The organism is Pantoea sp. X-Soil-ISGK-259 (genome assembly GCF_059730705.1).
Genome location: NZ_AP035986.1, coordinates 1655377 through 1678499 on the forward strand (window position 1 = coordinate 1655377; position 23123 = coordinate 1678499).

At 55.4% G+C, this 23123-nt stretch carries 23 protein-coding genes; 9 read left to right on the forward strand and 14 right to left on the reverse strand.

What is annotated here, in order from left to right; translation table 11 throughout:
- Window positions 1-149 precede the first annotated feature (149 nt).
- The gene (gene ychF, locus AC6I77_RS07695; protein WP_003850816.1) at window positions 150-1241 is read right to left on the reverse strand and encodes a redox-regulated ATPase YchF; all 1092 of its coding nucleotides are present in this window, start codon (window positions 1239-1241) and stop codon (window positions 150-152) included.
- Window positions 1242-1349: 108 nt separating this feature from the next.
- Entirely contained in the window at window positions 1350-1937 is a 588-nt protein-coding gene (pth, locus tag AC6I77_RS07700) for an aminoacyl-tRNA hydrolase (RefSeq protein ID WP_003850818.1), read from the reverse strand.
- 255 nt (window positions 1938-2192) lie between these two features.
- On the opposite strand from pth, the gene ychH reads away from it, so the two are divergent.
- Window positions 2193-2468 (forward strand): stress-induced protein YchH, encoded by a 276-nt coding sequence (gene ychH, locus AC6I77_RS07705; protein ID WP_008926152.1) that lies wholly within the window; start codon window positions 2193-2195, stop codon window positions 2466-2468.
- Here the strand turns inward: ychH and AC6I77_RS07710 are convergent.
- The 4 genes from AC6I77_RS07710 to lolB all read right to left on the reverse strand — a co-directional run bounded on the left by AC6I77_RS07710 (window position 2465) and on the right by lolB (window position 6392).
- A complete protein-coding gene (locus tag AC6I77_RS07710; RefSeq protein WP_154926168.1) occupies window positions 2465-3616 on the reverse strand; it encodes a GGDEF domain-containing protein in 1152 nt (383 codons plus the stop codon). The two genes, ychH and AC6I77_RS07710, sit on opposite strands and share 4 nt — an antisense overlap.
- Window positions 3617-3830: 214 nt before the next feature.
- On the reverse strand, window positions 3831-4778 hold the full coding sequence (prs, locus tag AC6I77_RS07715) for a ribose-phosphate diphosphokinase (RefSeq protein WP_003850825.1): 948 nt from the start codon (window positions 4776-4778) through the stop codon (window positions 3831-3833).
- A gap of 136 nt (window positions 4779-4914) precedes the next feature.
- A complete protein-coding gene (gene ispE / locus AC6I77_RS07720; protein ID WP_497816804.1) occupies window positions 4915-5772 on the reverse strand; it encodes a 4-(cytidine 5'-diphospho)-2-C-methyl-D-erythritol kinase in 858 nt (285 codons plus the stop codon).
- Window positions 5769-6392, reverse strand: coding sequence for a lipoprotein insertase outer membrane protein LolB (lolB, locus tag AC6I77_RS07725; RefSeq protein ID WP_008926155.1), 624 nt, complete (start codon window positions 6390-6392; stop codon window positions 5769-5771). The genes ispE and lolB overlap by 4 nt, the downstream gene beginning before the upstream one ends.
- Before the next feature lie 216 nt (window positions 6393-6608).
- Here lolB and hemA point away from each other — a divergent pair, with 216 nt between their 5' ends.
- The 6 genes from hemA to kdsA are packed head-to-tail and all read left to right on the forward strand — an operon-like array spanning window position 6609 to window position 11930.
- Window positions 6609-7865, forward strand: a complete 1257-nt coding sequence (gene hemA / locus AC6I77_RS07730) for a glutamyl-tRNA reductase (RefSeq protein WP_003850831.1) — start codon at window positions 6609-6611, stop codon at window positions 7863-7865.
- Window positions 7866-7907: 42 nt separating this feature from the next.
- Complete coding sequence (prfA, locus tag AC6I77_RS07735) at window positions 7908-8990, forward strand: peptide chain release factor 1 (RefSeq protein WP_003850832.1); 1083 nt, start codon at window positions 7908-7910, stop codon at window positions 8988-8990.
- Complete coding sequence (gene prmC / locus AC6I77_RS07740; protein ID WP_003850834.1) at window positions 8990-9820, forward strand: peptide chain release factor N(5)-glutamine methyltransferase; 831 nt, start codon at window positions 8990-8992, stop codon at window positions 9818-9820. Before prfA ends, prmC begins: the two co-directional genes overlap by 1 nt.
- A 26-nt stretch (window positions 9821-9846) precedes the next feature.
- Window positions 9847-10239, forward strand: a complete 393-nt coding sequence (locus AC6I77_RS07745; RefSeq protein WP_003850837.1) for a SirB2 family protein — start codon at window positions 9847-9849, stop codon at window positions 10237-10239.
- Between the two features lies 1 nt (window position 10240).
- Complete coding sequence (sirB1, locus tag AC6I77_RS07750; RefSeq protein ID WP_003850839.1) at window positions 10241-11050, forward strand: invasion regulator SirB1; 810 nt, start codon at window positions 10241-10243, stop codon at window positions 11048-11050.
- Window positions 11051-11075: 25 nt separating this feature from the next.
- On the forward strand, window positions 11076-11930 hold the full coding sequence (gene kdsA, locus AC6I77_RS07755; protein ID WP_003850840.1) for a 3-deoxy-8-phosphooctulonate synthase: 855 nt from the start codon (window positions 11076-11078) through the stop codon (window positions 11928-11930).
- 61 nt (window positions 11931-11991) lie between these two features.
- Here kdsA and chaA read toward each other — a convergent pair whose 3' ends face one another.
- Window positions 11992-13083: a sodium-potassium/proton antiporter ChaA gene (chaA, locus tag AC6I77_RS07760; protein WP_003850842.1), complete on the reverse strand. Its 1092-nt coding sequence runs from the start codon at window positions 13081-13083 to the stop codon at window positions 11992-11994.
- 386 nt (window positions 13084-13469) lie between these two features.
- On the opposite strand from chaA, the gene chaB reads away from it, so the two are divergent.
- The gene (gene chaB, locus AC6I77_RS07765) at window positions 13470-13700 is read left to right on the forward strand and encodes a putative cation transport regulator ChaB (RefSeq protein WP_003850845.1); all 231 of its coding nucleotides are present in this window, start codon (window positions 13470-13472) and stop codon (window positions 13698-13700) included.
- Window positions 13701-13926: 226 nt separating this feature from the next.
- Window positions 13927-14601, forward strand: a complete 675-nt coding sequence (locus tag AC6I77_RS07770) for a gamma-glutamylcyclotransferase (RefSeq protein ID WP_497817216.1) — start codon at window positions 13927-13929, stop codon at window positions 14599-14601.
- 85 nt (window positions 14602-14686) lie between these two features.
- Here the strand turns inward: AC6I77_RS07770 and AC6I77_RS07775 are convergent, their stop codons facing one another.
- Genes AC6I77_RS07775 through icmH form a run of 7 tightly spaced genes read right to left on the reverse strand, consistent with a single transcriptional unit; the run spans window position 14687 to window position 23119 of the window.
- Window positions 14687-16117 carry a serine/threonine protein kinase gene (locus AC6I77_RS07775; RefSeq protein ID WP_003853128.1) on the reverse strand — a complete coding sequence of 477 codons (1431 nt, stop codon included), beginning with the start codon at window positions 16115-16117 and terminating at the stop codon, window positions 14687-14689.
- 44 nt (window positions 16118-16161) lie between these two features.
- A complete protein-coding gene (locus AC6I77_RS07780; protein ID WP_003853126.1) occupies window positions 16162-17115 on the reverse strand; it encodes a hypothetical protein in 954 nt (317 codons plus the stop codon).
- A 14-nt stretch (window positions 17116-17129) separates the two neighbouring features.
- Window positions 17130-17906: a PP2C family protein-serine/threonine phosphatase gene (locus AC6I77_RS07785; RefSeq protein ID WP_497816805.1), complete on the reverse strand. Its 777-nt coding sequence runs from the start codon at window positions 17904-17906 to the stop codon at window positions 17130-17132.
- Complete coding sequence (gene tagH, locus AC6I77_RS07790) at window positions 17903-19039, reverse strand: type VI secretion system-associated FHA domain protein TagH (protein WP_003853124.1); 1137 nt, start codon at window positions 19037-19039, stop codon at window positions 17903-17905. Before tagH ends, AC6I77_RS07785 begins: the two co-directional genes overlap by 4 nt.
- Window positions 19040-19075: 36 nt before the next feature.
- Window positions 19076-19774, reverse strand: a complete 699-nt coding sequence (gene tagF, locus AC6I77_RS07795) for a type VI secretion system-associated protein TagF (protein WP_497816806.1) — start codon at window positions 19772-19774, stop codon at window positions 19076-19078.
- Window positions 19775-19787: 13 nt separating this feature from the next.
- Window positions 19788-21902 (reverse strand): type VI secretion system membrane subunit TssM, encoded by a 2115-nt coding sequence (gene tssM, locus AC6I77_RS07800; RefSeq protein WP_003853121.1) that lies wholly within the window; start codon window positions 21900-21902, stop codon window positions 19788-19790.
- On the reverse strand, window positions 21902-23119 hold the full coding sequence (gene icmH / locus AC6I77_RS07805) for a type IVB secretion system protein IcmH/DotU (RefSeq protein WP_003853120.1): 1218 nt from the start codon (window positions 23117-23119) through the stop codon (window positions 21902-21904). Before icmH ends, tssM begins: the two co-directional genes overlap by 1 nt.
- Window positions 23120-23123: the final 4 nt, after the last annotated feature.

The following is a 23123-nucleotide window of genomic DNA, read 5'->3' on the forward strand; positions in this document are numbered from 1 at the left end:
GCAGTAAACTTTTAGGTCATGATTCCAGCGTTGCGGGAATCTGCTGACAGACACTACTGTGAGAGCGTTAAAAAGAAAAACCCACGCTATTGCGTAGGTTTTAGCGAGTCTGTCAGGTTTTATGGGGTTGCTAAAACCGCATGAAAAAATCAGACGTTAAACAGGAAGTTCATCACATCGCCATCTTTCACGATGTACTCTTTACCTTCTGAACGCATCTTGCCGGCTTCTTTCGCACCTTGCTCGCCTTTATAGGCGATAAAGTCTTCAAACGCGATGGTCTGGGCGCGGATAAAACCTTTCTCAAAGTCGGTATGGATTTTACCGGCTGCCTGTGGGGCTGTTGCGCCAACCGGGATGGTCCATGCACGCACTTCTTTCACGCCAGCGGTGAAATAGGTCTGCAGGTTCAGCAGCGAGTAACCGGCGCGGATCACGCGGTTCAGGCCCGGCTCTTCCAGTCCCAGTTCAGCCATGAACTCGTCACGGTCTTCATCTTCCAGCTCAGCAATGTCAGACTCAACAGCGGCACACACAGGCACCACCACAGAACCTTCTGCTTCGGCGATAGCGCGCACCTGATCCAGGTACGGGTTGTTCTCGAAACCATCTTCATTGACGTTAGCAATGTACATGGTGGGTTTCAGGGTCAGGAAGCTCAGATAGCGGATGGCCGCTTTGTCGTCTGCATCCAGATCCAGTGAACGCAGCATGCCTGCTTCAGAAAGATGCGGCAGGCATTTTTCCAGTGCAGCCAGCTCGGCTTTGGCATCTTTGTCGCCGCCTTTGGCTTTCTTCTGCACACGCTGAATCGCACGTTCACAGGTCTCAAGATCGGACAGGGCCAGTTCGGTGTTGATCACATCAATATCTTCAGCCGGGTTCACTTTACCCGCCACGTGAATGATGTTGTCGTTTTCAAAGCAGCGCACCACGTGGCCGATCGCTTCGGTTTCGCGGATGTTGGTCAGGAACTGGTTGCCCAGGCCTTCACCTTTTGACGCGCCTTTCACCAGGCCCGCGATATCGACGAATTCCATGGTAGTCGGCACCACGCGCTGTGGCTTAACAATCTCAGAAAGCTGGTCGAGACGCAGGTCAGGCATTGGCACCACACCGGTGTTTGGCTCAATGGTGCAGAAAGGGAAGTTAGCCGCTTCGATGCCCGCTTTAGTCAGCGCGTTGAACAGAGTGGATTTACCGACGTTCGGCAGGCCCACGATACCGCATTTGAATCCCATGGTTTGATACCCTTTATAACTGGATGGACAGCACGTCAGGCGACGGACTGTCGGAGACGAATAGAAAAATTTCGCGCATTATACACGGAATCACGACGATTCGGGCGTTTAAGCAGGCTTGAAGGCGTGCAGCCGATTCATCGCCTTGATGCGATCCTCTTTCAGCCACAGTTCGGTGCAGCGCACCGCTTCATCAATGGCATCATCAATCAGCTTCTGCTCACTGGCAGGCGGCTTGCCCAGTACAAATCCGGTTACCTTATTACGATCGCCGGGATGCCCGATGCCGATGCGGAGCCGATGAAAATTGTTGTTGTTGCCCAGTTTGCTGATGATGTCTTTCAGACCGTTGTGACCGCCATGCCCGCCGCCTTGTTTAAACTTGGCTACGCCGGGTGGCAGATCAAGTTCATCGTGTGCCACCAGAATCTCTTCCGGCGCGATGCGATAAAAGGTCGCCATCGCCGCAACCGCTTTACCGCTCAGGTTCATAAAGGTGGTCGGCACCAGCAGGCGCACATCCTCTCCGGCGATCATCAGGCGGGCGGTGTAGCCATAGAATTTGCCTTCCTCTTTCAGTGACTGATTGTGGCGCTCAGCCAGTAAATCCAGATACCAGGCACCCGCATTGTGGCGCGTGGCGGCATATTCAGCGCCCGGATTGGCAAGGCCCACAATCAGTTTAATGCTGCTCACAATGATTATCCTGCTGTTATTGCGAAAGGGCGTTAGTTTACTTCGCCACAGCCAGGATGACAAAGCACAAGCGCCGAAATGGTTCAGTGAAGTGATTAATCATTTTCTATCTAAATCAACAGGCTGGACTCAGGGCCAGGGAATGCTTTATGACTGATGTGTGATCCAGTCCGCAACGTAATCTTTACCCATTGCCTAAACTTATGGCACTTAACATTGTGTGCGGTCATTTTCTCATAAGGATGGGGGTGCAGCATGAAATACCAACACTGCCGTGTAGCAGGTAACAGCTTGATGGTACTGGGATTAGTGACAATGGTGCTGGGCGTCGGCTTCTCAATTATTAATCAGCTCCCTTCACTTGATCTGCCACAACTTCTGGCTCAGGGGGCGATTTTAGGCATCTTTATTGGTGCGCTGCTATGGCTGGTGGGCGCCGGTCTGAGTGGTCGTGAAAAGGTAGAAGATCGTTATTACTGGCTGCGTCACTATGACAAACGCTGCCGCAGATCGCACAACTCACATCATTAAGTGAGTGCAGCCGGGACCGGATGCTGCGCAGTGCAGTTCCGGCCACTGGCTTTCGCGTGATAAAGCGCCGCATCTGCCAGTGCCAGTAAATCCTCAAAGCCCTGATGCGGTTGGGTCAGCGTTGCGAATCCAATGCTGACTGAATAGGTAATCTCATTGGGCTGTGATTTACAAACCGCCAGTCGTGTCGCTTCACACCAGGCTTCCGTCTCCTTTGCTCCGGCCGGGATTATCGCCGCAAACTCCTCTCCACCCAGCCTTGCAAAGCGCCCGTCAGCAGGCATCAGCTCTCTGACAATGCCGCAAAAGTGGATCAAAATCTGGTCACCCCGCTGATGCCCATACCGATCATTAATGCTCTTGAAGTGATCAAGATCGAACAGGATTGCACTATAAGGCCGGTTCTGACGGCGGCAATGCGCCACAATTTTTTCTGCTTCGTTAAATAAAGCACGGCGATTCCAGGCGCTGGTCAGCGGATCGTGCAGGGAAGTATGTTTCAACACGCTCTGCGTCCGCTCATTCACCATGGCCAGAATGGTAAATGTCAGGCCAATGACAAACAGAATGGACTCCAGAATCACGTAAACCGAGAAGTCCGATCCGCCAATGGCACCATGCCTGGTACTGGCAATGGCGCTATCCAGAAAAATGCGCGCCAGATGAAACAGCAGGTGAATCCACAGCAGCAACTGTGCAGGCCAGAAAGTCGATTTTAGCGAGTCACGAGCCAGCCAGACCAGTTGAATAAATGCTGCGGTATAGGCCATACAGGCGATACACAGCACAAATACTCGCCTGGGCAAGCTGTAATAGAAGGCCGGAAAGCAGCAGAGGAGTGCCCAGAGCAGCGCGCCCAGCAGCCAGTGGGTACCGATGGGTTTGCCACTCAAGCGCCGCAACGCATTTAACAATCCGCCATAAGCCAGCATCACTAAAACATTGCCCACCGCAATCGGCAGAAAATGCAGACCACTGCTGCGCAGGCTACTTAAGAACACGGAAATCAGGGTAAATATCAGCGACAGGCAGGTGAAGCCCAGAACGCGGTCATACTGCGATCCAATCCAGGCAAAGACCATGATGATGCTCAGAAACCCCAGTACATAAAGCTCGCAAATAAATAAGGTATAGATATCGAGGTTCATGAGGGCCGGGTTCTTATTAAAATTGCGTTGCAAATTACCACTTAACGGCATCGGGCAGAAGCGGGGAACGCAGCGTTTTACTAAAAGAGTGAGTGGCGTTGAAAATAGGGGATAGTGGGGAAATTTATCGCGGAAAAATCAGAAAAAGAAGTGCGTTAGTCGGGCGACTGGCTGGCTTAAAAAAACCGGGCACAGGGCCCGGTTCCGCGAAGAATTAATGCTCGAACATCGCCGAGATCGATTCTTCGTTACTGATGCGGCGAATCGCTTCGGCCAGCATGCCAGATAAAGTCAGCGTGCGCACATTCGGCAGTGACTTAATCTCGTCAGACAGTGGGATGGTATCGCAGACGATCACCTGGTCCAGAACGGATTTACGCAGGTTTTCAACCGCATTGCCGGAGAAGATCGGGTGCGTCGCGTAAGCAAACACGCGTTTAGCACCACGCTCTTTCAGCGCTTCAGCCGCTTTGCACAGCGTGCCGCCGGTGTCGATCATGTCGTCGACCAGCACACAGTCGCGGCCAGCAACGTCACCAATAATGTGCATCACCTGAGAAACGTTCGCGCGAGGGCGGCGTTTATCAATGATAGCCATATCGGTGTCGTTCAGCAGTTTAGCGATAGCACGGGCACGTACTACGCCACCAATATCGGGAGAAACAACAATCGGGTTTTCCAGACCGATCTGCATCATATCTTCCAGCAGGATCGGACTGCCAAATACGTTATCAACCGGGACGTCGAAGAAGCCCTGGATCTGCTCGGCGTGCAGGTCAACCGTCAGAACACGGTCAACACCGACGCTGGAAAGGAAGTCTGCCACTACTTTTGCGGTGATTGGCACACGCGCGGAACGCACGCGGCGATCCTGACGGGCATAACCAAAGTAGGGAATGACTGCGGTAATACGACCAGCAGAAGCACGACGCAGCGCGTCGACCATCACAACCAGTTCCATCAGATTATCGTTGGTGGGGGCACAGGTGGACTGGATGATGAAAATATCACCACCGCGTACATTTTCGTTAATCTGTACGCTCACTTCACCATCACTGAAACGTCCTACAGCGGCGTCTCCCAGGCTGGTGTAAAGGCGGTTGGCAATACGTTGTGCTAGTTCCGGGGTGGCGTTACCAGCAAATAGCTTCATATCAGGCACGAGAAGAACCTCAGGCTTTGCGTCCAGAGAATGAACGGCATGACAGTAACCGGCGCGTACAGTCATGTGCGTTCACACGGGTGTGTTGATGCGAAACGTGCAGTGTCTGGAACGTGGTGACACTGTCACGCAATCGCTAATCGCCTCGCAGGGTACGCTGTAGCGGCGAAACATTTACGCCCCGGGCTACAAATCCGCGCACCCCATTCGGGGCAAGCTCCAGCACCTGACGGGCAGCAGACTCAGTGTCGAATTCAGCAAACACACAAGCGCCCGTGCCAGTCAGGCGTGACGGCGCGTATTCTAGCAGCCAGGAAACAAGCTCATCAACCTTACGAAAACGTTTTCTTACCACTGCTTCACAATCATTGGTGAAGGGTGCAGCTAAAAGCGTCGATAAACTGCGCGATGGGGTATCACGCGTCAGTTCGGGGTCGTTGAATACCACTGGTGTGCTGATGTTCACGCCGGGATGAGCGACAAGATACCACTTTTCTTCCGGCTCTGCGGGCTGAAGTTGTTCACCCACTCCCTGCGCAAAAGCCGCGAAGCCGTGCACAAACACCGGCACATCCGCGCCCAGTTTCACGCCAATTGCTGCCAGCTCATCCGGTGTGAAGCCGGTTTGCCACAGATGATTCAGCGCCACCAGTACGGTAGCAGCATCCGATGAACCTCCACCGAGGCCGCCCCCCATGGGCAGATGCTTCTCAATGGCGATCTGTGCGCCAGCACGAGCAGGCAGGCAATGCTTATTCAGGGCTGCCTGTTTCAGCCTATTTGCGGCGCGCACAATCAGGTTATCTGCATCCGCGACGCCTGCCACCGGCGTTAACAGCTGAATGGAATCGCTGTCATCAACGGTAATCTGCAACTGGTCACCGTAATCCAGAAACTGAAACAGCGTCTGCAGGTTGTGATAGCCGTCGGGACGACGGCCAGTGATGTAGAGAAAAAGATTCAGTTTTGCCGGGGCAGGCCAGTGGATGATCATTGAACGGTCCAGCCGTCCATACGCAGTTTAATTCGCTGATCACCCTCTTTCAGCTCCAGGCTGGACGGCAGCGGTGGGGTAACTTTGCTATCGTAACCCGCAATAGACACCTGCCAGTTCTGGCCGTCGCGGCTGTAGTTCAGGCTGCTTAGCTGATAGTTCTCGTTAAGCTGATAATCGGTGGCATCGCCAGGCAGACCCATCATCCACTGGCGCAGGTTTGCCAGCGGAATGTTCATGCCAGTAAGTTGCGAAATCATCTTCTGTGCATCATTGCTGACGTAACGCTTGCCTTTGTTATCGACGATCTGCACCACCGAGCCCTGTGCATCAAGCTGCAGTTCGGTACTGCCCAGTGGATTGGTCAGCAGCAGGCGATAGCGATCAGGCGCGGTCTGTTGCCAGTTGAAGCGGGCATAGACTTTCTGCTTGTCAGAGAGGTAGGCAAAGGCACCGCGGGTCTGATAGTGCGTAACCTTTGAGACCGCCTGCTGATGCTGTTGCCACTGTGGCGCGGTAACGCTGGGGCCCGGGCCTTGCGGTTTGTTGACGCTACAGGCCGCCAGCAGGACGCTGGCAAGGGGCAAAAGGCGCAACAGATTGCGTGGTGTATTAAGCATCAAGTGGTCATCTCCTCGGACACATGTATTTTTCGTAACGGATAACGCTAACCGTCCCGGTTTTAACCGTCAATGCTGTTATGCAGCAAATTGCGCACGATCGGGTTAATCTTATTACAGTCATAGCCTTTGTATGGCTTTTCTTGATCTGCCGCATCTTGTAGAATGCGCATCACAAAACCCTGACATTATTGGGACATCCCAACTAAAACCGCCATGACGCTGCTCGCTCTCGGAATCAATCACAAGACAGCCCCCATTGCTCTGCGCGAACGCGTCTCGTTCGGGCCGGAGACGCTTGAGCAGGCGTTAAACAGCCTGTTATCACAGCCCATGGTGCAGAGCGGCGTGGTGTTGTCCACCTGTAACCGGACTGAACTTTACCTGAGTGTAGAGCAACAGGCCGACTTACAGGCGCGTCTGGTGAGCTGGTTATGTAATTATCATCAGCTGGATGAAGAGGATGTACGCAACAGCCTCTACTGGCATCAGGATAACGAGGCGGTCAGCCATCTGATGCGCGTCGCCAGCGGACTCGACTCCCTGGTACTCGGTGAACCCCAGATCCTCGGTCAGGTAAAAAAAGCGTTTGCTGACTCCTCGCGCGGTCAGGCACTGAGCAGTGAACTGGAGCGCATGTTCCAGAAAACCTTCTCTGTGGCCAAACGCGTGCGCACAGAAACCGATATCGGTGCTAACGCGGTCTCGGTGGCGTTTGCCGCCTGTACGCTGGCCCGCCAGATCTTCGAATCTCTCTCTTCCGTCAATGTACTGCTGGTCGGCGCAGGCGAAACCATTGAGCTGGTGGCGCGTCATCTGCGTGAGCATCAGGTCAAAAATCTCATCATCGCCAACCGTACCCGCGAGCGCGCTGAAACGCTGGCGGCGGAAGTGGGTGCGGAAGTGATCACGCTGGCGGAGATCGATGCCCGTCTGGCTGAAGCCGACATCATTATTTCGTCAACCTCCAGTCCGTTACCGATTATCGGCAAGGGAATGATGGAGCGCGCCCTGAAAGCGCGCCGCAACAAACCGATGCTGCTGGTCGATATTGCGGTGCCGCGCGACGTAGAGCCGGAGGTGGGCGATCTGCCTAACGCTTATCTCTACAGCGTGGATGACCTGCAGGCGATCATCGAACAGAACCTGGCGCAGCGCAAAGCGGCCGCGGTTCAGGCCGAAAGCATCGTGGTTCAGGAAAGCAGCGAATTCATGGCGTGGCTGCGCTCACAGGGCGCGGTGAATACGATCCGTGAATATCGTTCTCAGGCGGATGAAATCCGCGCTGAGCTGGAAGGCCGTGCGCTGCAGGCGCTGCAGCAGGGTGCCGATCCGCAGAAAGTCATGCAGGAACTGGCGCACAAGCTGACCAACCGTTTAATACATGCTCCAACCAAATCACTTCAGCAGGCCGCCCGCGATGGCGATAATGAACGCCTGCAGATTTTACGCGACAGCCTGGGTCTCGACTAGGCACACCGCTGTCGCCACCTGTTACGGGAATCCCACATTTAAATGAAGACCTCTATAGTTGCCAAACTGGAAGCCCTGCAGGAGCGCCACGAAGAAGTGGAAGCGATGCTGGGCGATGCTGGCGTGATCGCCGATCAGGAGCGTTTCCGTGCGCTGTCACGCGAATATGCCCAACTGACCGATGTGACCCGTTGCTTCCGCGACTGGCAGCAGGTACAGGAAGATATCGAAACGGCGCAGCAGATGCTCGACGACCCTGAAATGCGTGATATGGCGCAGGAAGAGTTGCAGGAAGCGCGTGAGAAAAACGACGTGCTGGAGCAGCAGTTGCAGGTTCTGTTACTGCCGAAAGATCCCGATGATGAGCGCGCCTGCTTTATTGAAGTGCGCGCCGGCACCGGCGGCGACGAAGCCGCGATCTTCGCCGGCGATCTGTTCCGTATGTACAGCCGCTATGCCGAAGCGCGTCGCTGGCGCGTGGAGATCATCAGCGCCAACGAAGGCGAGCATGGCGGTTACAAAGAAGTCATTGCTCGCGTGACCGGCGACGGTGCCTATGGGCGCCTGAAGTTTGAGTCAGGCGGCCACCGTGTGCAGCGTGTACCGGAGACCGAATCTCAGGGCCGTATCCATACCTCAGCCTGTACCGTTGCCGTGATGCCGGAAATCCCGGAAGCGGAACTGCCGGAGATCAATGCCGGTGACCTGAAAATCGATACTTTCCGTTCTTCTGGTGCAGGCGGTCAGCACGTTAACACCACCGACTCCGCGATTCGTATTACCCACCTGCCAACCGGCATCGTGGTGGAGTGCCAGGACGAACGTTCACAGCATAAAAACAAAGCTAAAGCGCTGGCGGTGCTGGGTTCGCGTATTCACGCGGCAGAGATGGCCCGCCGTCACGCCGCTGAAGCCAGCACCCGCCGCAACCTGCTGGGCAGCGGCGATCGCTCTGACCGCAACCGTACCTATAACTTCCCGCAGGGCCGCGTGACCGATCACCGTATCAACCTGACGATCTACCGTCTGGATGAAGTGATGGAAGGCAAACTTGACAGCCTGATCGAGCCGATTGTGCAGGAATACCAGGCGGATCAGCTGGCGGCGCTGGCTGGTCAGGATTAATGGATTTTCGTCACTGGCTGAAACAGGCGGTTGCCACGCTATGTGGTGGTGACAGTCCGAAGCGTGACGCTGAGATCCTGTTGGGTTACGTGACCGGCAAGTCACGCAGCTGGTTAATTGCCTTTGATGAAACGGTGCTCAGCGATGAACAGCTGGCGCAGCTGAATAGCCTGCTGGCGCGTCGTGCCCGGGGTGAACCGGTGGCGCATCTGGTGGGAGAGCGCGAGTTCTGGTCGCTGCCCTTGCGCGTCACTGACGCCACGCTGATTCCGCGTCCGGATACCGAACTGCTGGTTGAACAGGCGCTGGCGCATCTGCCCGCGACACCTTCGACCATTCTGGATATGGGCACCGGCACCGGAGCGATTGCGCTGGCGCTGGCCAGCGAGCGGCCCGACTGTCAGGTGACCGGCGTGGATCGCATTCAGGCCGCCGTTGAGCTGGCAGGCAGTAATGCGCAGCAGCTCAGCCTCAGCAACACTCGCTTTCTGCTCAGTCACTGGTTCCAGGCTCTCACGCCGCAGCGCTTTAGTCTCATCGTCAGCAATCCGCCCTATATTGATGCCAGCGATAGTCATCTGGAGCAGGGTGACGTGCGTTTCGAACCGCGCAGCGCGCTGGTGGCCGATGAGGCGGGACTGGCGGATCTGCGCACGCTGATCGAGCAGGCACCTGCGTGGCTGCTACCCGGCGGCTGGCTGCTGCTGGAGCATGGCTGGCAGCAGGGCGAAGCGGTGGCTACGCTGATGCGGCAGAATGGCTATCACGCCGTTGAAACCGTCAACGATTACGGTGGCAATCCACGAGTCACCTTAGGTCAGTTCCCCTAATAAAAGCGCTTTAAAAAGGATTTATAATGGTCGCCTTTTATCCTCTGATTAAAAATCTGCACATCTTAACCGTCGTGCTGACCGTGACGCTGTTCCTGCTGCGGTTTTACTGGCTGCGCTGTGGTTCGGCAATGATGACGAAACGCTGGGTCCGCATTCTGCCGCACATTAATGACACGCTGTTACTGGTGACCGGCGTCTCGCTGGTGATGATTACTCACTTCTATCCCTTCACGCCGCAAGGAAGCTGGCTGACGGAGAAGCTTTTAGCGGTTATCATCTACATCGCCTTAGGATTTGTGGCATTGAGTCGCCGTCCACGCACTGATCGCACCCGCTGGATCGCTTTTCTGGTGGCGTTACTCGCCCTGGTGACCATCATTACGCTGGCGCTGACTAAAATGCCGTTATGGGGATAGTATGACCTCGACCGAACAATTAGATTTCAGCCAGACACCGCTGTGTGAAGCGGTGATTGGCGCTACGCTTGCCATCCGCGCCGATTTTCCGGCGTTGTCGGTGGAAGCGCAGCTTGCGGCGTTAGTCGCCGAAGCGCGTGACTATGTCAGCCACGCTGAAGATGCGGATATGCAGCTGGAAAAGCTGCTTGAGCTGTTTTATCGCCAGTGGGGATTTCGCGGCGCCAGCGGTGTCTACAAGCTTTCTGATGCGCTCTGGATCGACAATGTGCTGAAGACGCGTCAGGGCACGGCAGTGTCACTGGGCGTTATCCTGCTACATATTGCCGCCGAGCTGGAACTGCCGCTGATGCCGGTGATTTTCCCGACGCAGTTGATTCTGCGTGCGGACTGGATTGATGGCGACAAGTGGATGATCAATCCGTTCAATGGCGAAACCCTTGACCGGCACACGCTGGAAGTGTGGCTCAAAGGCAACATCAGCCCGACCGCGCGTCTGTATGATGATGATCTCGACGAAGCCAAGACCGTCACCGTGATGCGCAAAATGCTCGACACGCTTAAAGCGGCATTGATGGAAGAGCAGAAGATGGAACTGGCACTGAACGTCAGTCAGGTGCTGTTGCGTATTGATCCGGATGATCCCTATGAAATTCGCGACCGCGGTTTGATCTACGCGCAGCTGGAGTGCGAACATATCGCGCTGAATGATTTAACTTACTTCGTTGAGCAGTGTCCTGAAGACCCGGTCAGCGAAATGATCAAAGTTCAGATTCACGCAATCGAACAAAAACAGGTCACGCTGCACTAAGCGGACCCACTGAAAAGGAAAGGGCATGACACAGAAAGTCGTGAGTATTGGCGATATCAACGTCGCAAACGATCTGCCATTTGTACTGTTTGGCGGGATGAACGTGCTGGAGTCACGCGACCTGGCGATGCGCATCTGCGAACACTACGTCAACGTGACCACGAAACTCGGTATCCCTTACGTCTTTAAGGCGTCGTTTGATAAAGCGAACCGCTCCTCAATTCACTCTTATCGTGGCCCGGGCCTGGAAGAAGGGATGAAGATTTTCCAGGAGCTGAAGCAGACTTTTGGCGTGAAGATCATCACCGATGTTCATGAAGCGTCACAGGCGCAGCCAGTGTCTGAAGTGGTGGATGTGATTCAGTTGCCAGCTTTCCTGGCGCGTCAGACTGATCTGGTAGAAGCGATGGCAAAAACCGGCGCAGTTATCAACGTTAAGAAGCCGCAGTTTGTCAGCCCGGGTCAGATGGGCAACATCGTTGATAAGTTCGCTGAAGGTGGCAACGAGCAGGTTATCCTGTGCGATCGCGGCAGCAACTTTGGCTATGACAATCTGGTTGTCGATATGCTCGGCTTTAACGTGATGAAGAAAGTCACCAAAAACAGCCCGGTGATTTTCGATGTGACCCATGCGCTGCAGACGCGCGATCCGTTCGGTGCAGCATCAGGCGGTCGTCGTGCTCAGGTGGCTGAGCTGGCGCGTGCCGGCATGGCGGTCGGCATTGCCGGTCTGTTTATCGAAGCGCATCCGGATCCGGAACATGCCCTGTGTGATGGCCCATCCGCGTTGCCGCTGGATAAGCTGGAGCCATTCCTGGTGCAGATGAAAGCGATTGACGATCTGGTGAAAAGCTTCCCGGAACTCGATACCAGCAAATAAGTTTGCTGAAAAAAAAAAGAGCGATTACTCGCTCTTTTTTTTCGTCTGAAGCCCGCTGCCGTTACAGCATGATGGTCATCAGATATCCGATAAACAACGCCAGATGGGCGGCACCATTCAATACATTGGTGCGTCCGGTCGAGAAGGAGAGCTGACAGAGAATCAGCGACGCCATCATAATCACCATCTGTGGCGGCTCCAGACCGAATATCAGCTCCTGTCCGGTCAGGGTGGCGATAATGGTTACTGCCGGTACCGTCAGGGAGATAGTCGCCAGCACCGAACCAAAGAACAGGTTCATGGCGCGCTGTACCTGATTCATCAGCACAGCCTTAATTGCGCCGAGCCCTTCCGGCGAGAGGATAAGCAACGCCACCAGGAAGCCGGTAAACTGTGCCGGTGCATTCAGGTCTGTCAGCAGGCTTTCCAGCGTATTGGCGTTCATCTTGGTCACGGCAATGACCGCAATCAAATGCACGATCAGCCAGATAGTGTGCCAGACGCTGCTGTGCGCCGAAGGTTTGCCATGATGCGGATCCCCATCATCACTCTCATCTTCATGCTCATAAACAAACAGGCTCTGGTGGGTTTTGGTCTGAATCAGCAGGAAAACGCCATACATTGCGGCTGAGATCGCCGCGATGAGCAGGGCCTGGGTGACGGAGAAATTACCGCCCGGCAGCGCGTTAGGAAATACCAGCACCAGAATCGCGAGGGGAAAGATAGCGATCAGATATTGTTTCACGCCCGCCAGATTGACGTACTGCGTCGCAAACTTATTACCACCCAGCAGCAGCGCAAAGCCGACCAGCCCGCCGGTCACAATCATCACAATCGAATAAAGCGTATCGCGCATCAGGCCGGGTGCGGCATCGCCTGTCGCCATCAGCGCCGAGATCAGACTCACTTCCAGAATGACGACAGAGAGGCTCAGAATCAGTGAGCCATAGGGTTCGCCCAGCCGGTGGGCCAGCACATCTGCATGTCTCACCACGCTAAACGCGCTGCTCAGAATGGCAATCAATGCCACTAAGTTGATACCGACGACAACGGGAAATGCGGTGTTAGCACCAAAAAAATAGAGTATACCCAGCGTGATAAGGGGAAATATCAGCGAGAATTCCTTGTGACGAGTTTTTTCATGTGAAGGCATTCACCATCCTCTCTGGTTAATGATTATCCGGACACAGCGGGGGCTGCTGTTAGAAATATAATCAGTTTTAGGGCAGTGCGCAGTTTATCTTTTCACCGGCCCTGACAGGAGAAATTTACTGGTTTTTACTTAACTGCAATAACCTTTTGAAATGATATTAACCTGATGTTATCTGGAATATTGCAATATTAATCAGGATACAACAAGTTTGACCTATGCACCTATCCTGACGATATATGTCACAAAAATGGCATTTTAATCTAAATTTCAGGGATGGGCTCATATTTTTAAACTGAAGTGACGATAAGTACAGGTTTGCGTTTTTTTACTGTTGCGCCAGGCTTAACCAGAAACACTAAACCGCGACGATAAACAGAGGAAAAATTATGCCTTACGATAAACGAACCGACTTACCCGACAACGTTAAGCACGTGCTTCCTGCGCATGCGCAGGATATCTATCAGCAGGCATTTAACAGTGCGTGGGATCAATATAAAGAGGCGGAAGATCGACGCGGCGATGATTCGCGGGAAGAAGTGGCGCATAAGGTCGCCTGGTCAGCCGTGAAAAAAGAGTATGAAAAAGGGAATGACGATAAGTGGCATCCTAAAGCGTAATCGCCTTGCTAGTCTGTTCACGTCAAAGGGCCAGGATTATCCAGCCCTTTTTTTCGACTTCGCTATCAGGTTTATCTGGTTTTTTTTAACCTGCGACCGGAATCACGCTTGAAACCCCGCGCGTAAATAGATTAATGTCAATTTAATGAACGAAACGCAGCGCCGTTTTGGAGATCATGTTACAGGAGCACTTTCGCAGGACGCCGATGACGTTGAGGAGGTCGCATTGCTTACCCGGGAATTTCTATTAAAAGCGGATTGTAAAACATCATTCGGGGATATCGATGAGACGCTACTCTGGAGTTGCGAGCAGCGCGCCGCCTCGCTGGCCGCCACGCTGGCCTGCCGTCCCGATCACAGCCCTGTCTGGATCTTTGGTTACGGCTCACTGATGTGGAACCCGATTTTTGAGGCGGATGAAGTTGCATCCGGTTCGCTGGAGGGCTGGCATCGTGCTTTCTGCCTGCGGCTGATCGCGGGACGTGGCACTGCCACGCATCCGGGGCGCATGCTGGCGCTGAAACAGGGTGGCCGCACAACCGGACTGGCATTTCGTCTGCCGGAAGCGCGCTTACATGAAGAGCTGGCGCTGCTGTGGAAGCGTGAGATGATCACCGGCTGCTATTTACCGACCTGGTGCGAATTACAGCTGGAGGATGGCCGCAGCGTGACTGCGCTGACCTTTATTATGGATCCACGTCATCCGCTTTATGAATCGGACTCCTGCCCGGAGGCGATTGCGCCGCTCATTGCTGCGGCCAGCGGCCCGCTGGGTTCGAATGCGCAGTATCTGTTTGCACTGGAAGAGGAACCCACCCGTCGTGGCATGGAGGAAGAGAGCCTGAGCCGGCTGGCGCATCAGGTGCGGACGCTGCAGCAATCCTGTCTCAAACAGGCCTGAATCAGGCCACAGGCGAATCAGCAGCGCAGAAGCCGCATAGAAAAGGGCGCGACACTGTCGCGCCCTTTTACGATCGATCCGGGGATTACTTGCCCGGATTGATAAGCCAGGTTCCAGGCTTATCAATGGTCAGGGATTGGGTATGCGTCTCACTGCCATTTTGAACGTCTATTTTGTACTGCCCGGCCGCCAGATTCAGCGCGGCAAATCCGCTGCTGCCAGGCTTCACCTCGACCTGCTGTCCGTTGAGCACTACGCTTTCACCGCTTTCCAGCTTCAGATAGACCGTCGCCAGCGCGGCAGGAACGGCTGCGGCTGGCGGCGTCGATGCAGGTGCCGGATGCGTCACGGCTGAGCTGTTGCTGACCACATCTGGCATTGCCGTGTGGCGATTAGCCAGCCAGATGGCGACGACCACCGCCAGGATAGCCACGGCCGCCAGGCTCAGCAAGACAGGTGACAATTTGCGCACCGCACGCGGGGTAACAGGCTCCGCTGCGGCGGCTGCATGATTCATCGCCATCACAACCGGCGGAGCCGCCTCAACGACCTCTTCGATCGGCATAACCGGCGGCTCGCCCGGCACCGGGAAACTGTTGACCACGGCCTCAACATCACTGACCGGCAGATCGATCAGTGCGGCAAAGGCGTCGATGGTTTGCGGGCGATCACCAGGTTTCATGGCCAGCGCGCAGTCAATGGCGTGCAGCAGCGGCAGCGAGTAGCCTTCCGGCTGGCGTTCCACCAGCGGCTGATAATTATCTTCAATGCAGCGCACCACGCTCACCGGCGGGGGATTACCGGTAATCAGGCTATGCAGCACCGCGCCCAGGGCGTAGATATCCGTCCAGGGTCCCTGTTCAACTTCACCCTCTTCGCTGTACTGTTCGATGGGTGCAAAGCCAGGCTTAAGCATGATCTCCGTTTCGTCAGAGAGGTTGCCGATCTCCTTACGCGCCGAGCCGAAGTCCAGCAGTACGGGCAGCTGATTCTCCTGAAGCTGAATGTTGTCGAGGGAGATATCGCGATGCAGATAGCCAGCCTGATGAATCGTGCTGATAGCACCCAGCAGCGGCGGCAGCAGACGGCGGATCCAGGCTTCAGAAATCGACGCCGGGCTGGTAACCTGCCACTCTTTGAGCGTCATGCCACTGTAGTAGAGCGTGCCCATATAGGCCGTGCCGTTCTGCTCCCAGAAGCGCAGCACGTGCAGCAGTCCCGGATGATTAAATCGGGCCAGCAGACGCGCCTCCTGAATAAAGCTGTTCAGTCCGGCATTAAACAGTTTCTGAAAACGCTCTCCGCGCAGTTCCAGTGACAAATCGGCGGCACGAACCGCCAGCGAAACCGGCATATACTCTTTTATAGCAATTGTGCGTTCGAGCTGGTGATCCCAGGCGCGATAGACAATGCCGAAGCCACCGCCTCCGATGACTTCCTTGATCTCAAACTCATTAAAACGGTAGCCGTCAGGCAGGGCATTCGGAACAGTTTTCGTATTATCATTTGCCGACATAGTGAACTCTCTGTACACGGCCTGATTGCCAGGCTGCGCGGTAATTAATTGATGTTACGCCAGGCACCAATGGCAGGATCAACCAGATCCGCGTGCAGGGTGTCGATAAGTAACACATTCACTTTTTGCTGTGGCATGAAATAGGGCGCCCACTGGCTGCGCAAGGTATCGACTCGCGATTTCACCGCGTCAGCATTCTGCTGCGCAGCATTCTTATCCATTTTAATCAACAGTGCGCCATTGAAGCGCCAGACATGTTGTCGTGCATCAAAGGGCAGGACCAGCCAGCTATCTGAGGCGTCCGGGCGGGTCACAATCATGCGCTGATTATTAGCGGCGATGACCTCAAGCTTGCTGTCCGGAATCGCCAGGTTGGCGATGGGATAGCCCTGATAGAAGGTGACAGCGACCGGCGTGGGATGTTCCGGGGTCACCAGCGTCAGCTCACTCTTGCCCTCAGCCCAGCCATCCGGCGAGCAGTGCTGCTTGCTGACGTCCGGTATAAACAGCGTCTGAGCATTTTCATTCCAGGCGGTGCGGAAGTGACAGCCGCTGGGGAGATCAAAATGTTGCAGCGGCGTGCTATTGGCAGGCCGTGACAGGTCAAGTGGTGCGGCGTTGCTGTCACTGGCGCTAACGGTGGCATCCGCCATCACAATAGGGCGCCAGTTCTGCAACTTGCTTGCGCTGCCGCTGGCCATGACGCCACCTTCTTTGTTGGTCATCTGCCAGGGCAGTTCATCCAGTAATCCGCACTGATTGGCGAGCAGGGTGCCGACGCGCGGTAAAAAGGTGGTCAGCACGGCGGAATCCTTACTTTTACCGGAGACGATGCGCAGCGGCAGCGTCTCTTTACACCAGTCGTCGGGCGCTTTGCTCACCACATTATCGATGTAGACCTCCAGCGCCAGGCTGGGGGAGTAGACCACCCGATAATTTTCAGCCTGGGCATTAAAGGCAATCAGCAGGGTGATGATGCCGGGCAACCACAGTTTCATAAGGATCCTTGGAATCAAAAACGAGGCGGCAGAAAGCGCGCCGAATCAGCCAGTGAATAAAGCAATGTTGCTTCTTCTGGCTCACCAATCCAGACCGCCAGTGCGCTGAGATTATCTTTCTTCACGTTGCGGCTCACCGCCTGTTCCATCAAAGCCAGCCACTCTTCACACGCATTCACCATGCGCAGCGCCTGTTCCATTTCATCACTGGTCAGATTCAGCCAGAAGCCGTCGGTACAAACCAGAAAAGCATCGCCATCTTCCAGCGCAATCTCTTCTGAAAAGCTCACTAAGCGAGACGGCTCAGCGCCGAGCGCATTATAGAGTAAATTACTGTTAATACTGGTATTTTCATAGCCTGCATCTTTCAGTTGCTGGGCCAGACTGTGATCCCGTGTTACCTCATGAAGCGCGCCGCGGCGGAAGTGGTAAACCCGGCTGTCACCTGCATGCGCCCACCATGCACGTTGTTTATGGCGGTCAATAAACAGGGCCGCCAGCGTCGTACTCATGCGTGAATATTTCGGATTTTTACCCTGTGCCTCGTGCAGCGCCAGGCGGCACTGCTCAATCGCCTGACGGGTCATTTCCGGCGTAAAACCGTCATGCGCCTCTATCTGGCTGAGCAGGGTGTCGCGCACCAGCTGCGCCGCGATCTCCCCGCCAGGCAAACCGGCTACGCCATCGCAGACCACAAAACAGGCCTTATGCTCATCCAGCGCTGTGCCGGTGCGATCCTGATTTTCATCGCGTAAGCCCTGCTGGCAGCGGCTGGCAAAAACAATTTTCATGTTTCATCTACCCGCGTCTGCGAGTCCTTGTACTGATTCACCTCCATGTCATAGGCATGAAGAAAGGCCTCGCCAAACAGCGTGTGGAAATCATCTTCAATCTCCCCGGCAGTTCGCTGGTAATTACGCATGAAGTAGTCCCACAGCGCCGCCTTTTTGACGGTGGAAAATGGCAGCTTTGATACCACGCCATCGGCACGCGCCTGCTCTTCCAGACGCTGTGGATTAAAGGATTGCAGCATTGCCGCAATAATGGCGCGGATACCGGCAATCATGCCCAGCTGGTGGGCCTGCAAATCGACCAGTGCATCACGTACCGCCTGTTCCGGCGGCATAAAACCGGGCATCTGGCTCTGGTACATCTGCATCAATACAGTTTTACCGGAGGGCAGGATCTTGAACGGATTATTGGCTTCGTTCAGGATCATCGTCATGTCTGCTTTTACGCCACGCTTGAGAATGGATCGCGACGAGAGCAGTGCCACGGTGCCCTGAGAAAACAGGCTCAGCATCCGGCCAGTAATCCGCATCTGCTCTTCGTCAATCGGTGTGGCATGCACATTGCTGAGCCCCATGCCGTCCAGCAGTGCGGCGATGAGCCGATCCTGATCCACCGGCTGTGTCATGAACGCTTTCTGCGGCTCACTGGCCTGCGGATCGATGGCCAGACGCGCATCGTTGTGGCGCTCGTGGCGTAAAGGAGGAGAATCGTTGACCAGCAGCCGATCCTCAACCTCATGATGTTCGTGAATGCCCAGCGGGTTTGCAGGCTCGGCGCTGTCACCAGCAAACAGCGCCAGGGGATCGTTTCGCGCGTCATTGCAGGCGGGATCACGCACTTCCAGGGCATAGTCACCGATGCGCAACGCATCGCCATGCTTCAGAAGCACCTGCATGCCGCGCCCCAGGGCGATGCCGTTATGTTCTACCGGCGTCACGCTGCCCTGATTGGTCAGGCGACACTCTCCGTCATGTGACAGGTGAACCAGTGCCTGCAGACGCGAAATAGCCCGCGTCTCATCAGGCAGCACCAGATCGTTGTCCTGACTGCGGCCAATGGTGCCCCCAGGCGGTTGAAACGCAACGCTTTTGACCGGAAAATCCGCGGTGCTTTGCACAATGGTAAATTGCATGAGTTATCCCAGATTAAACAGCAAACGCATCCGGCCTCACTCGAACATCGGAGGATAGAGGCCATTACGTCCCGGCAGTGAACCTGCCGCCGGGTTGAACAGTAACGAAAACAGTTGCGCAGTGAGATTGCCGCTGTGCTTGTGGGTCGCATGGACAAACCCATCACTACGATTACTCCACCAGTAGCTCATGTGCTGCTGAGGGTCAAAGCGTTCAGCCACTTCACGCCAGCTCAGCGTGCAGGGCAGATCCTGAAAGCCGAGCACATCCATAATTTCAGAAGGCTTTCTGGCGGGAACCAGCAGCGGCGGCAATGCCTGAATCTGCTGCTCTAACTGCTCACCATCCAGCGGGGTCTGAACAGCCTGTAGCAGCGTCGCGCCCAGATCCTGAAACCAGTCACCAGAGATGGTCAGTTGGGCCGGATGCCACTGCGCCAGTGGAAAGCTGTGCAGTGCCAGAAGCGGCCAGGCGCGTCCAACACGGTCACAGGAGGGCAATAAACAGCCCATCTGTATCTGGGGGCGTGTCGCGGTCACCGGCAGGACAAAATTCCACACTGGTGCGTGAAGGAAGTTCGCGCTACTGGACCACGCCTGCTGATGCCAGTGCATCAATCCCAGCTGGAACCAGTGATTCCACGGGCTAATCTGTTGCTCGCTCAGCCGACGGTGCAAAAAGTCACCGGTCGATGGCAGTTTGCCATACCAGCCGGGGGCGATGTAAGCAGCCATATTCACCTCACCGTTACTCGCTTTGCGAGTGTGATGGCGGGGCCTGGTGCAGCGGCGTAACCGCCAGCATGTCACCTTTCTGGCCCGCAATGTTCAGATTCTCCGCCAGCTTACGCATCATTAATGCATTATCCCGTGCATAAGGCGATGACTGAATCTGTTGGTCCAGCAACTGGCTCAGGTGCCAGTCGAGCTGCTGCAGATCGCGGGCGCTTACTGTGTCGGGCAGTGAACGCTGTAAATTTTGCAGCAGCCAGGCCCGCAAAAATTCGCCATCGTAGTTTCGCGGCTGATAAAGCATCTGATAGGCGCGCAGCGCATTGCGGCTGTAAGCGTTATCATCACCGGGATCGTTACGCAGAATGTTAGTGATCTGCTGTGCTACCCGCGGCAGCAATAAAGACTTAAGCGCATTTTGATAAAGCACCCAGGCGGCATCGCTAACCTGACTACCGCGATATAAACCCGCCCGCATGGTAAGCGGTGGATTATCGAGAGAAAAACGTTCTGAGAGCGGTAGCTTTACCAGGTTGTTCAGAAAGGGTAGCAGATCAAAAATATTATCAGCAGGCTGATGAATCACCTGCTGACTCTGCTCGCGTATCGCCGGTACCCGCGCGGCAACCTGTTGCAGATAATGTTGATTCTGATAGTAGCTGAGGCTCCAAAGGCTGGAGGCGATCAGAAGTGCACCGGCCAGTACGCCATAGCCAATCCAGTGGAACAGCTGATTACGGTACTCCCAGCGACGATTACTGCCCGCCAGACCGCTTTCTTTGAAAATCAGATCGCTGAGCAGGTCACGAATAAAGAAGCTCTGGCCTTTGTTGCCCGGAATCGGACTGTTGCGGTTAACACTGTCCCAGGCCGCAATGGAGTGGTCGCCCGCCTGACGTAACTGCAGTTTGCGGCTCAGTTCTCCCATCACCCGGTCAAACGGCAGGCCTTCCTGCGTGCCACTGGTGAAAAACAGGCCACGCGGGCTCCAGGCGACCGCATCCTGATGCTCAGAAAAAACGATATCCAGATATTCGTTCAGGAGTGGACGCAGTGAGGCAAACTCCTGCGGGAAAAGGAAGCACTCTGCACGCGCGTTCAGATCGCGCTCCTGGGTCATCTGTCCTGACAGATGCTGCTGGAGATTCTCTTCCAGCCGCTGGAACTGCTCGCCAAAATTGCGGTGCCAGTCATCTTTGTGCGGCTTACCCGAATCCCAGTTAAAGGTGAAGCCCCAGATAGCGTCACGCCGCGCTTTATCCATAGAGCCAAAGTAGCTCATAAAACCTTTCAGCAGGTCGGTTTTAGTGACCATCACATAGACCGGGAAGTGAATGCCGGTCTGCTGATGCAGTTCCGCCATCCGCTCGCGCAGCGCGCTGGCCTGGGCGAAACGCGCCTCGGCGGAATCACTCAGCAGATCGGCAACGCTGATGGTCATGATGACACCGTTGATCGGCTGACGGGTGCGATAGCGTTTCAGCAGATTGATAAAGCTGTGCCACTCCGCAGCATCGCGCACGCGCTGGCTTTCCTGCAACGCATACCGTCCGGCGGTATCGATCAGCACTGCACTGTCAGTAAACCACCAGTCGCAGTTGCGGGTGCCGCCAACGCCACGAATCGCCTGCTGGCCCAGGGTGTCAGTGAGTGGAAACTCAAGACCGGCATTAAACAGCGCGGTGGTTTTACCGGCACCGGGCGCGCCCATCACCAGATACCAGGGGAGCTGGTAGAGATAATTGGCGTTAAAGCGAGACAGTAAACTGCCGCTGTGACGGCGTCCAAACTGCGTGCGTTTCAGCTGCAACGCGGCTTCGCTGAAGCGCTGGTTGAGCCGCTCATCTGTCATCTGACGCTCGGCAGGATCGTCGTTATCCGACAGCTGAAGTTGGGTCAGTAAGCGACTGTTAAACCAGGCACGATAAAGCGACGGAATGAGTTGAAACAGGATCCAGAGAAAATAGAGCGCACCTACGGTGAGCTGGCGGGGCAGAACCGGTTCCAGGGGGCGTGACTGGCCCCATGACCAGAACGGGCCGAGCATCCAGACCAGGCAGCTCAGCGCCGTAACGCCAATAAAACTCCACAGCAGGCGATGTGTTAACAGCAGGCGAAGTGAGGCGCGCATTATTGTGCTCCTTGATGATTACTGAGCGTTTCAGGCGCGGCAAACAGGGTAATTTCAACGCGACGGTTGCGGGTCCGGTTTTCGCTGCTGTCATTAGGCAGCAGCGGATCGCTATCGCCACGGCCTTCAGAGCGAACGGTATGACCGTCGTTCAGCTGAACCTGTAACAGCTGAGTGATCGTGCGGGCGCGGGCAAAGGAAAACTCATAGCTGGAGGCAAAGCGGCTGTTATCCACCGGATGATCGTCGGTAAACACCGAGACCAGGATGGTCCCTTTGACATCTTTCATCGCGTTTGAGACGCGGGCCAGCAGCGCCCGGCCCACCGGATTGATCACCGTACCTTGCTCAGCAAACAGTTTGTCCGCCGGAATAATCACTTTGCTGCCAAAGGCGCCGTCACTGACTTCAAGCTGTCCGGCCGCAATCACATCATTCAGGCGCTGACGGAGGTCCAGCAATGCCTGTGGCGAAGAGGGTCGGCGGCCCGCGGTAATTTGCGGCAGGGGGGTCTGATAGATGGCGCGCAGCAGGGGTTCGGCGGCATTGCCAAGCCGCCAGTTTAGTCCACTGTAGATCAGGCAGCCAATCAGCGCGACCAGCATGGCACAGGCCCAGAGCGGTACCATGGGACGGGCAAGAGTGCTCACCAGCGGATGAACTTCTACCAGTGGCGGTTGCGGCGTCTGGCGCTGAGCGCGCGTTTCATCAATCAGGCTTTTCAGGCGATTACGGATGCCGTCGCACTGGTTGCGACCATTTTCGCTGCCGCGATAGCGGCCCTCATAGCCCAGTAGCAGGCAGTACTGCACGACTTCCAGCAGCCAGAGATGCTGCTGCGGGCTCTGTGAAATGCGTGACAGTAGCTGAAAGAATTTTTCACCGCCCCAGCTTTCATTGTGGAAGGTGACCAGCATGCCGTTGCCAGACCAGACCCCGCGCGTGCCCCATGGGGTCTGCGCCGCGGCTTCATCCAGCGCAGTGCAGATGCAGTAACGCGCGCCGATAATCATCTCAAAAGGCAGCCCTGCCTGTTTACAGCGTTGTTCAAACTGGCGGATTTCATCGATCAGAGACTGGCGCAGACCCGCAGGGTCGTCATGTGTGGCTGCCTGACGAATTTGTACTACCGCGTTCAGTAGTGGCGCCGCAGCCTGAAGTAATAGATTCTCATTGCCTGAGGGGGGCGCCTCACGCGCAGGGGATTCCACAGTCATTAAT

Excerpts from the sequence above, each read along its gene's own strand:
- ychF (WP_003850816.1), bottom strand. The coding sequence starts at position 1,241 with ATGGGATTCAAATGCGGTATCGTGGGCCTGCCGAACGTCGGTAAATCC.
- ychH (WP_008926152.1), top strand. The coding sequence starts at position 2,193 with ATGAAATACCAACACTGCCGTGTAGCAGGTAACAGCTTGATGGTACTG.
- AC6I77_RS07710 (WP_154926168.1), bottom strand. The coding sequence starts at position 3,616 with ATGAACCTCGATATCTATACCTTATTTATTTGCGAGCTTTATGTACTG.
- ispE (WP_497816804.1), bottom strand. The coding sequence starts at position 5,772 with ATGATCATCCACTGGCCTGCCCCGGCAAAACTGAATCTTTTTCTCTAC.
- lolB (WP_008926155.1), bottom strand. The coding sequence starts at position 6,392 with ATGCTTAATACACCACGCAATCTGTTGCGCCTTTTGCCCCTTGCCAGC.
- hemA (WP_003850831.1), top strand. The coding sequence starts at position 6,609 with ATGACGCTGCTCGCTCTCGGAATCAATCACAAGACAGCCCCCATTGCT.
- prfA (WP_003850832.1), top strand. The coding sequence starts at position 7,908 with ATGAAGACCTCTATAGTTGCCAAACTGGAAGCCCTGCAGGAGCGCCAC.
- prmC (WP_003850834.1), top strand. The coding sequence starts at position 8,990 with ATGGATTTTCGTCACTGGCTGAAACAGGCGGTTGCCACGCTATGTGGT.
- AC6I77_RS07745 (WP_003850837.1), top strand. The coding sequence starts at position 9,847 with ATGGTCGCCTTTTATCCTCTGATTAAAAATCTGCACATCTTAACCGTC.
- sirB1 (WP_003850839.1), top strand. The coding sequence starts at position 10,241 with ATGACCTCGACCGAACAATTAGATTTCAGCCAGACACCGCTGTGTGAA.
- kdsA (WP_003850840.1), top strand. The coding sequence starts at position 11,076 with ATGACACAGAAAGTCGTGAGTATTGGCGATATCAACGTCGCAAACGAT.
- chaA (WP_003850842.1), bottom strand. The coding sequence starts at position 13,083 with ATGCCTTCACATGAAAAAACTCGTCACAAGGAATTCTCGCTGATATTT.
- chaB (WP_003850845.1), top strand. The coding sequence starts at position 13,470 with ATGCCTTACGATAAACGAACCGACTTACCCGACAACGTTAAGCACGTG.
- AC6I77_RS07775 (WP_003853128.1), bottom strand. The coding sequence starts at position 16,117 with ATGTCGGCAAATGATAATACGAAAACTGTTCCGAATGCCCTGCCTGAC.
- AC6I77_RS07780 (WP_003853126.1), bottom strand. The coding sequence starts at position 17,115 with ATGAAACTGTGGTTGCCCGGCATCATCACCCTGCTGATTGCCTTTAAT.
- AC6I77_RS07785 (WP_497816805.1), bottom strand. The coding sequence starts at position 17,906 with ATGAAAATTGTTTTTGCCAGCCGCTGCCAGCAGGGCTTACGCGATGAA.
- tagH (WP_003853124.1), bottom strand. The coding sequence starts at position 19,039 with ATGCAATTTACCATTGTGCAAAGCACCGCGGATTTTCCGGTCAAAAGC.
- tagF (WP_497816806.1), bottom strand. The coding sequence starts at position 19,774 with ATGGCTGCTTACATCGCCCCCGGCTGGTATGGCAAACTGCCATCGACC.
- tssM (WP_003853121.1), bottom strand. The coding sequence starts at position 21,902 with ATGCGCGCCTCACTTCGCCTGCTGTTAACACATCGCCTGCTGTGGAGT.
- icmH (WP_003853120.1), bottom strand. The coding sequence starts at position 23,119 with ATGACTGTGGAATCCCCTGCGCGTGAGGCGCCCCCCTCAGGCAATGAG.